4 protein-coding genes and 3 pseudogenes are annotated in these 9,058 nt (G+C 62.8%); 4 read left to right on the top strand and 3 right to left on the bottom strand.

Annotated features, from left to right (window positions below; genetic code table 11):
- A pseudogene (locus BUQ68_RS22980) lies at positions 1-553 on the bottom strand (transposase); the annotation flags it as partial.
- 104 nt (positions 554-657) lie between these two features.
- Positions 658-1,131 (bottom strand): BLUF domain-containing protein, encoded by a 474-nt coding sequence (locus BUQ68_RS22325; RefSeq protein ID WP_083656823.1) that lies wholly within the window; start codon positions 1,129-1,131, stop codon positions 658-660.
- A 382-nt stretch (positions 1,132-1,513) separates the two neighbouring features.
- On the opposite strand from BUQ68_RS22325, the pseudogene BUQ68_RS24370 reads away from it, so the two are divergent.
- Positions 1,514-2,461: pseudogene (locus BUQ68_RS24370) on the top strand (IS66 family transposase).
- A 121-nt stretch (positions 2,462-2,582) separates the two neighbouring features.
- Here BUQ68_RS24370 and BUQ68_RS22310 read toward each other — a convergent pair.
- Positions 2,583-4,583, bottom strand: coding sequence for an HWE histidine kinase domain-containing protein (locus BUQ68_RS22310; protein ID WP_075218239.1), 2,001 nt, complete (start codon positions 4,581-4,583; stop codon positions 2,583-2,585).
- A gap of 191 nt (positions 4,584-4,774) precedes the next feature.
- On the opposite strand from BUQ68_RS22310, the gene BUQ68_RS22300 reads away from it, so the two are divergent.
- From BUQ68_RS22300 to BUQ68_RS24365, 3 genes and pseudogenes are all read left to right on the top strand, one after another.
- A complete protein-coding gene (locus tag BUQ68_RS22300; RefSeq protein ID WP_175577887.1) occupies positions 4,775-6,595 on the top strand; it encodes a PAS domain S-box protein in 1,821 nt (606 codons plus the stop codon).
- A 38-nt stretch (positions 6,596-6,633) separates the two neighbouring features.
- Positions 6,634-8,454 (top strand): putative bifunctional diguanylate cyclase/phosphodiesterase, encoded by a 1,821-nt coding sequence (locus BUQ68_RS22295; RefSeq protein ID WP_075218238.1) that lies wholly within the window; start codon positions 6,634-6,636, stop codon positions 8,452-8,454.
- Positions 8,455-8,588: 134 nt separating this feature from the next.
- Positions 8,589-8,848 (top strand): annotated as a pseudogene (locus BUQ68_RS24365) (transposase); the annotation flags it as partial.
- Between the last annotated feature and the right edge of the window lie 210 nt (positions 8,849-9,058).

The raw sequence follows: 9,058 nt of genomic DNA, 5'->3' as shown, positions 1-9,058 counted from the left end.
ACTTTGTTCCGGAGCTGCAGGCCCAACTCCCTGTAAAGCTTGTACGTTTTCTTGTGGTTCACTTGCCATCCCTCGCGCTGAAGCAGGACCTGCACACGCCTGTATCCGTAGCGGACGCGCGTCTCGCAGATCTCCCGGATGCGAGCCTTCAGGCCGGCCTGGTCGGGCCGACGCGAGCGGTAGTGGAAGGTCGACGTGTCGAGTTCGAGGACCCGGCAGGCTCGCCGGATCGACACGCCCCATTCACCCCGCACCGTGTCAACAAGCTTGCGCTTGCGACCAGGCCTCAGATTTTTCGGCGGACGATATCCTGCAGCATCTCCTTGTCGAGGGAGAGGTCCGCCACCAGCCTCTTGAGCTTGGCGTTCTCCTCCTCAAGTTGCTTCAGCCGCCGCATCTCGGGCGGCGTCAGCCCCTCGTATTTCTTTTTCCAGTTGAAGTACGTCGCCTGGCTGATCCCCGCCTTCCGACAGATCTCGGCGACCGGAACGCCCTCGTCGCCCTGCTTCAGGATGAACGCCTTCTGGGCGTCCGTGAACTTCGATGCCTTCATCGGCTCCGCTCCTCCCAGCCCGGGATCAGCACGCCGAAAACTCTACCTCCGAACGCTCCAGTTTTCAGGGTTCAGACCACCCCGTACAAGCAATGAGCGCAGCGTCAATCGATGTAGATTACGGTGCGAGGACACAGATCCTGATATGTGCAGGCCGTCACTGATACATCGATGAAAAACTGAGCAGCCTCAGTCGCCGATAACTCATGCGGAATGAACATAGCGGACTTGCGGTGGCGCGCTAGCAGCCGAGACCGGCTCTCAGAAGCTCCGAGCATAGACATGGCCCAGTTCGGAAATAGGCGGTCGCGCTGGTCGCTGGCGTCGAGAAGTTGTATCCCCGAATGGCGGCAATCCTGCGCGATCCGTAAAAATGTGTCCGTCACCGCTTGCCTGTCACCTTCTAACAGCTGCAAATAAAAGCTGTCATCTGCCACCAATAGGCCGGTTATCCCCACCCGAGCATTGTTAAGCGAGGACGCAAAAATCATTTCTCCAACCAGCTGATCGGTCGTGCCGAATGCGATGCTCGGCGTGCTCGCGTATATCAGGCGAAACAATCTTGAATCGTCTTTCATTGGATTCAAATGCCCAGAAAGAATTGTCGGAAGGAGCGTTCTTTCGGCTGAAACTGCCGGCTGCGAAGGCCCAGAAGAACACCCGTAGTTGCCGGTCCGTGCCTACGAACATTAGCAATGTTATTCCGCATTCGGAACGCCATAAAGAGCTACGGCGAGGTACGTCGTTGCGTGTCTAAGGCTACGGGGCACGGCTGGTGTCTATTCTGGAAGCTGCAGTTAATCGGGGCATCCGAGACCGACCTTGGAGAAGACGACGTGCACGTGGTCTGCAACGCCGGCAGGGTGTGCTCTAGGGTAAGCGTCCGCGCGCGCCCGTGTAGCGGAACGCCGCGGACTAGGTGATTCTTGTCCCAGCCGGAGGCGGCACCCAGCAACTGCGGTGCCTGCGAACGTGTCAAAGTGGGCGAGGACATCTCGAAATGGCTCGACGTGGTGCCCGCCCGACTACTTCCACGTCATCGGCACACGCCGCCCGTGCTATGCCTTCACCGTCTGCCGCGAGAGCATCGTCCAGGTCGAGGCGCCACGTCGGCTAATCGAGGGCGGCCTTCCCACCGAGCGGCTGCTCGCCGATGTCGCGGTCGCCAAATGTGCCGACGGCCTGCCATTCCACCGCCAGGATGGCATCTACACCCGCGACCGGGTCGACCTCGGCCGGACGGTCATGGCGGGCTGGAGGGGCAAGGTAGGCTTCCACCTGGAGCCGCTTACCGAGCGCATCCTTGACCTCATCCGCTCCGGCGAACGGGTGTCCGCCGTTTAGACGACCTTACCGAGCCTGGCTCCGGGAGCCGGTAAGACCAAGTCAGCGTGGCTGTCGGCCCCCGCCGTCGCGGGGGATAGGCTCTACGCCCGCGACCGTCCGTTCGGTGGCACCTACCCGCCGATGGTAGCCTATCGCTTCGAGGACAGCCGGGCGGGCGAATGCCTGGAGCGCCATCTCGCCGGCTTCTGCGGCCTGCTACAGACCGATCGTCTGCCGCCCATCGCCGCCTCGCCGAACCCGCCTGTACCGGCGAGCCTGTCACGCTCGCCGCCCCGCTGAACGCACCTGAGCCGCACCTTTTTCGATATGCATGTGCGCGGTGACAGCCCCACAGCGACCTGGACAGTGGAGATCATGGTCGCCCTTTGGGCCATGGAGGAGCGGGCGCGCGGCTCCTTGCTGGAAATCCGCCGGGCCGCCCGCCAGCAGCACGCAGCTCCCATATCAGGAGAGCCGCTATCGAGAGGCACGCAGTCTCAGCGACTTGCTCACCCCCCTACGGTCCAAGATGATGGCGGCCGACCTTGCGGCCGGGCGGGGCAGACTGCCTTTGCCGCGTAGCGGCAGCTGAGCCTGACCAACAGGTCACTCCCGCCATGAGCTTGGGCGACACAATGGTTTTGGGTCGCGACGGCAAAGATAAAAGGCAGCCGACAAGTAGCAGCCGCAAGTTAAACGTTTATCAGGCAGCAGCTGCTTTATTGTGGTTCAGTTGGACCTTCATCGAAAAGTGGAGTCCGGTTTCGCGGAACTCAGAGCTTCCCTCGCCGATGGAGGCTACGGTGCGTTCGATAAGCCTCGTACCGAAACCTCGCCGCTGCGGCTTTGCTATCGGTAGGGAAGCGGTCTCGATCCATTCGAATTCGAGAGAAAGTCCTTGGGCCTTCCACCACCGCACCGAAAGGCTCCCGCCGTTGTGGGAAAGGGCGCCGTACTTCACGGAGTTCGTCGTCATCTCATGCGTGATCAGGCAAAGTTGGACGGCAAGGTCAGCCGGAACAGTGATGTCGGGTCCCGACAGTTTGATACGACCGGGCTCGGCAAGGTGGGACAGTTCGGCCGTCAGGATCTCCTCCAACCCGATTGGCTCCCACGAACTACGGGTCAGGAGATCGTGCGTGCGAGCAAGCGCCGCCAAGCGGCTGGTGAACTTATCGGTGAACTCCTCACCGCCCGGGATGTCCTTGGCCGTTTGCATTCCGATCGACTGGACGACGCTGAGCGTGTTCTTTACGCGGTGATTCAGCTCGGCCACGAGCACCTCCCGCCGACGGGCGGCAGCGTTCCGCTCCGTCACGTCTGCCCCGGCGAGCAGGCGCAACGCTCGGCCGTCGGGAAGCCTACCCAGCGGAACGACGCCGAACTCCCAGACCAGGGCTCGCCCGTCAGCCCTGAGAAACTCCCTCTCCGCGTAAGATACCTTGGCATCCTCATGCAAAGTAAACGGGTTCAGGACGGGATCTTCTGAGGCATCCATCTCCCGGCCGAAGGCGTTGCGGACCCATTCTCGGGCACATCCCGTCGGCGGATGGCCGGACAGTTCCCACCAGCTCTGGCTGGCCTCAACGATCTCGCCATTGTCGGCTTGGAGCAGGAGCGGATACGGGGCGCTTGCCACAATTGCTCGAAGCCTCCGCTCCCGTGCCTCAAGCTCCACGCCCATCCGGTCGAGCGATCCCGCGATCTGACGGAACTCAGTTCCCGACGGACCAGCTGCGATGCTCTCTCGCCGACCCTCGCGCCAGGCGTCGGCAATCGCAACGAGTTCGGCTACCGGACGCCGCACGAAGTATCGTCCGGCGACGAATGCCCCCGCCACCGATCCGGCCAAGCCTATCCCGACCACGGTAAGAATATGATAACGTGCCCTGTTAACGGCCGCAAAAGCGTTATCAGCAGCGACGCCCGAACTTACGTATAGGCCAACCGCCGGAGAAGCGGCGGCGGGAATGTAGGCGAGAATCCGGTCTGTGCCGTCCTGGCTACGTACTTGCGCGGTGCCCGGCTCCGGCCCTTTCACCCACGCCGTGAACGGGTCGGGTATGCGGGTGCCGACGAACCTTTCGGGTAAGGGATTCCGTGCAAGAATCACCCCCTCGCGGTCTGCGACAGTCAGTGCACTCCCAGGTGCAAGGCCCCATTGGGCAACCACCTTGTTGAGGAAGCCGAGGTCAAGGAAGACCACAACTACCCGGGTAACCGCGCCATCGGACCCGAGCACAGGTTGGGCAATTGGGAGCACGGCCTTTCCGGTGAGCCTGCCCGCAGTATATTGGCCAACGTAAACCTCGCGTGTCGAAACCGCCTGCTGGAAGTAGTCCCGATCGGCGAAGTTCGGACGACCCTCGAAGGGTAGGTTGCGGCAGGAAAGGTTTCCCTCGCTATCTATCACCCCAACCGAGAAGACCTGCGGGAGTTCCCTAACCACGTCAGCCAGATAGGAGGTGCATTCCCGCTGGGCTCCGATTAGGGCTGGAGACGCCGCGACGGCGACGAGCATCGTACGCATGCTCTCAACCAAACGCGCCAGTTCGGATGCCGCATGCTGTGTCTGGCGTTCTACCTGTTCCGTTACCTCTACCTCGCGCGCCGTCCTCAACTCGCGCTCGAGATAGAGGACCACGGCCGCCACGGGGAGCATGGCCAGCACGGCAAAGAGCACCAAGCGTTGGCTAAGGCTCATGTGATCTCCGATCGAGGACTGTACCAATCATGCGACTTATACCCGAACCTCTGGTCTAGGTCTTGGTCATGGCGCTCTCCTGTCGCGGAGCGCCGCTGCGATTTTTTGGTTCCGGTCGTCCTCAGCCGCGGTTCGTTCGTTTCCCACACCGCCACTCTGATGTACGCTCCGCTTCGGAGGTGTGCCGCAGCATGTACTCGAATATCCCGGACATTCGTGATACGGACCTAGAAGAAGAGCTCGCGCAACTCACGACAGCCTTCCGACACATGCCCGCCGGCATGGCGATGCTCGACCGCGAGCTTCGCTATGTCCGGGTGAACGAGGCGCTGGCTGGGATGAACGGCCTGGCGCCGGAAGCCCATGACGGCCTCTCGGTATTCGACGTGGTCCCCGATATTAGTGGCCAAATGGAAGCAGCTTTCCGACAAGTCCTCGAAACCGGGAAGCCATTGGTGGGAGTGGAGGTCTCCGGCTTCTCGCCAGGCCAGGATCAGGAACGGCACTATTCGGAGAACGTCACGCCTCTGCGCGACCGCGATGGGTGCATTAACTGGTTGCTCGTCTCGGTTATGGACGTCACAGACCGCGTCAAGGCGGAGCGTAACCTTCGCGTGGCGCTTGCCGAGATGTCGGCGTTCGCGGCGGAGCGCGAGGCGATCCTCGGCCAGCTCGCCGAAGGCGTCGTGGTGGCTGATCGGGACGGCAGAATTGCGTTCATGAACGAGGCCGCCATTCGCATCCATGGAACCGATAAAATGGGAGTAGGTCCCGATCATTACGCCGATCGGTATGGGCTTATGGCAGAGGACGGCAGTCGGGTCGGCCCCCTCGAGCTCCCGCTGGGACGGGCAGTCTTGAACTTGGAGACGGTCACCGAGGCGCGGTGGAAGGTGCGTCGTCCGGACGGGTCAGAGGCACTGGCGATCGGCAGCGCCCGACCCGTGCACGCCCCGGACGGCACCCACCTCGGTTCCGTCCTGACGCTCCGCGACGACACCGAGCGGCATCAGACTGAGCGTGCGCTCGCTGAAAGCGAACGGAGGCTGAACGCGGTCCTCAACAACACACGAATGGCCATCTTCGTGATGGATCACCGCCAGCACTGCGCATTCATGAACGCCGCGGCGGAGAAGTTGACGGGGTACTCCCTGGAGGAGGTTCAAGGCCGGCCACTCCACGATGTGATCCACCATACCTACCCGGACGGACGCCATTTCCCGATCGAGGAGTGCGCCATTGACCGCGCGTTCCCCGAGGACATGCAGGTCAGCGGGGAGGAAGTGTTCATCCATCGCGACGGAACCTTCTACCCCGTCTCGTTTACGGCAAGCCCCATTTACGACGATACGACCCGGACTGTGGGCACGGTCATCGAGGTGCGGGACGTTCGAGAGGAACGCGAGGCCAAGGAGCGGCTGGAGATCGTCATCGCGGAGCTCAACCACAGGGTCAAGAACAGCCTCGCGACCGCTCAGGCCATCGTCTGGCAGGGCCTGAAGGATGCCAGCGTGCCACCCAAGGTGCGGCAAGGCATTGAGTCCCGCCTGGGAGCGCTGGCGAGGTCGCACGACATCCTCACGCAAGAGGCTTGGACGGGTGCGGACCTGCGGGACGTCGTCGAAGGTGCGCTGGCACCGTTTGTTAGGGAACTCGACGGTCGGCGCGCGTCCGTTTCCGGCGAAGACTTGCGGTTGCAGCCCCGTGCCGCCCTCATGCTCGGCATGGCATTTCACGAACTTGCTACAAACGCCGTCAAGTACGGTGCCCTGAAGGATGACGGCGGCAGAGTCGAGGTGGGTTGGAGTCGCACGTCCGGGGTCCTGATGGTGAACTGGACTGAATGTGGGGGCCCGACCGTTTATCCGCGAACCCGCCGCGGCTTCGGGTCCCAGGTCCTCGAACGGGCGGTGGCCCATGAGCTCGACGCCGTGGCAGAGCTTTGCTTCGAGGCCACGGGGGTGACCTGGACTTGCCGCATACCCAATACTTGGGCCGCCCTATCCGGCTGACCGGAACGCGTACGGCGATTCAGCCCAAATTAGCGATCATGTCGCATTCTTATGTCATGGGACAGAATGCACTCACCACGGAAGCGGTCGGATCGGCGTCAGTCGGGCAAACCCGGCGGGTCGCGATTCCCTCGCTTCCTGCTTGGCTTGCCCATGGGCACTATGGCCACCTCTCAACTCCCGACGGCGACCGGGACTTCCTGACAGAAGAACGGCTCAGGCTCGCCGTAGCGGCGTCGGGGCTTGCCATCTGGGAACTCGACCTTGCCACCTATAAGCCAGTCTGGTCCCAGGAGCTGAAGCGCCTGATGGAATGGCCGGAGTGCCTGCCCGTCACCGACGAAACATTCTGGACCATAGTGCACCCTGAGGACCGGGAGGAGGTGGTTGCCGCGTTCGAGGCGATGCTCGAAGGTTGCGCGCCGGGCTACCACCTCGAATACCGCTTCATCCTGCCGCTGACTGGACGCGTCGTGTGGATCGCCGAGTGGGCACGCCTAGTCCGGTCCGCGGACAGTCGTCCCGTCCGGGTTGTCGGCGCCGTTAAGGAGATCACCGCGCGGATCGAGGTCGAGGAGCGCCTCCGGTTTGCCGCCGAGCACGATGCGCTCACCGGCCTGTACAACCGCGCTGCCCTAAAGGCGAAGCTGCGGGACGCCTGCGAGAAAGGTCGTAACCTCAGCCTCGTTCTGATCGATCTCGACGACTTCAAGCAGGTGAACGACACGCTCGGCCACGAAGCGGGGGACACGCTCCTAAAGATGGTCGCGTCGAAGTTAAGGGACGCATGCCCGGAAAGCACGATTGCGAGACTCGGCGGCGACGAGTTCGCGCTGCTTCTGGACGGAGGGTGCGATCCCGACGAGGCTGCCCTACGGATCATGAACTGCCTTGCGGCACCCCTGCACATCGGCGCAAGCCGCTTCGCCGTCCGGTGCTCCATCGGAATAGCCTCATCAGCCGACGACGCCGGCTCTCCGGAGGCGATCCTGCGGGCCGCCGATCTCGCTCTATACGCGGCAAAGGGAGCCGGACGGAACCGGGCCGTCGCGTTCGAGCCGGAGATGCTGGCACGTGTTGAGCGACGCAACGCTGTCGTAGCGGGTTTCCATGACGCCATCGCGTTAGGGCAGGTCGGGCCATACTACCAGCCTAAGGTGGATCTCCGCTCGGGCGCCGTAATCGGATTTGAAACCCTGGCCCGCTGGCGCCATCCCCAGAGGGGGATACTGACGCCGCAGGCGTTCCGCGACGCGTTCGGCGACGCGACATCCATGCTGAACCTCGGGCGGGAAATCTGCCACAGGGCCGCGGCGGACATGCGGTCGTGGCTCGACGCTGGATTGCCGATCGGGCGCGTGGCGATCAACGTCTCGCCGCAGGGCTTCACTGTGCCCGGGATCGCACGGGTCATTGTCGGCCACTTCGCGGAACGCGGCATCGGGCCTGAATACCTGGAGGTCGAGATTACTGAGAACGTGCTCGTGGAGGGCCATGCATGCCAGGCAGCAGAGGTGCTAAGGCAGTTCCGCGAAGCCGGGGTCCGCGTTGCGCTTGACGACTTCGGCACCGGATACGCATCGCTCATCCACCTCAAGCGCTTCCCGATCGACACCATAAAGATCGACCGAAGCTTCGTCGCAGGTCTCGAATTGGACCGCGGCGACGCCACGATTGTGGCCGGCGTGATCGCCATGGCCCACGGCGTGGGCCTGACCGTCGTGGCCGAGGGCGTCGAGACGCAGAGGCAGGCGGCGATGCTTAGGCAGGCGGGTTGCGACCATGCCCAAGGTTTCCTGTTCGGCCAACCGGTCCCCGCCGAGGCAATCGGAGAGCTGTTCTTTCGTCCGAATGGCTGACCCTCGGGCGCTCGCCAGGACCGGGTTCTTGCTTGCATTAGCGGCGGGCAACTTGTGACCTGCTGCCCGTTTCCTGGACCGTCCCGAGCTGGAAAAATCCAGTTTAGGATGGGGCCGCGAGACGGAGACGGACGATGAAGAAGTCGAAGTTCACGGACGCGCAGATCGCCTTCATCCTACGCCAGGCGGAGGAAGGGACGGCGATCGCGGAGGTGTGCCGCAAGGCGGGGATCTCGGAGGAGACTTATCTAACACCTGGCGCAAGCGCTATGGCGGGATGATGCCGTCGGAGGTGAAGCGGCTATGGCAGCTGGAGGAGGAGAACGGCAAGCTGAAGAAGCTCGTCGCCGACCTCTCCCTGGACAAGGCCATGCTCCAGGACGTGCTTTCAAAAAATGTATGGTCCGCCCCGTCCGTGCAAGGTTCGCGGACGATCCGACGAGAACAGTCTGCTTAAATGTATCCGGCCTCTCGCGAGCGGGCTGCTGTTGCAGCCAGGCCATGATGAATCCGCGCGCGCCGTTCCCAACTAACTGCTTCGTGCACAAGCACGCTTTTTTGCCCAGGGCTTACGGTGCGCCGATCGGCTGTCTCGTCATCACTT

Origin of the sequence: Mongoliimonas terrestris, from assembly GCF_001927285.1 — a bacterium.
Classification (GTDB): Bacteria; Pseudomonadota; Alphaproteobacteria; order Rhizobiales; family Pleomorphomonadaceae; genus Chthonobacter; species Chthonobacter terrestris.
This window is presented reverse-complemented; position numbering and strand designations above follow the sequence as displayed.

What these genes read in the sequence shown, in the direction of transcription:
- BUQ68_RS22310 (WP_075218239.1), bottom strand. Translation starts at nt 4,583, where the DNA reads ATGAGCCTTAGCCAACGCTTGGTGCTCTTTGCCGTGCTGGCCATGCTC.
- BUQ68_RS22295 (WP_075218238.1), top strand. Translation starts at nt 6,634, where the DNA reads ATGTCGCATTCTTATGTCATGGGACAGAATGCACTCACCACGGAAGCG.
- BUQ68_RS22300 (WP_175577887.1), top strand. Translation starts at nt 4,775, where the DNA reads ATGTACTCGAATATCCCGGACATTCGTGATACGGACCTAGAAGAAGAG.
- BUQ68_RS22325 (WP_083656823.1), bottom strand. Translation starts at nt 1,131, where the DNA reads ATGAAAGACGATTCAAGATTGTTTCGCCTGATATACGCGAGCACGCCG.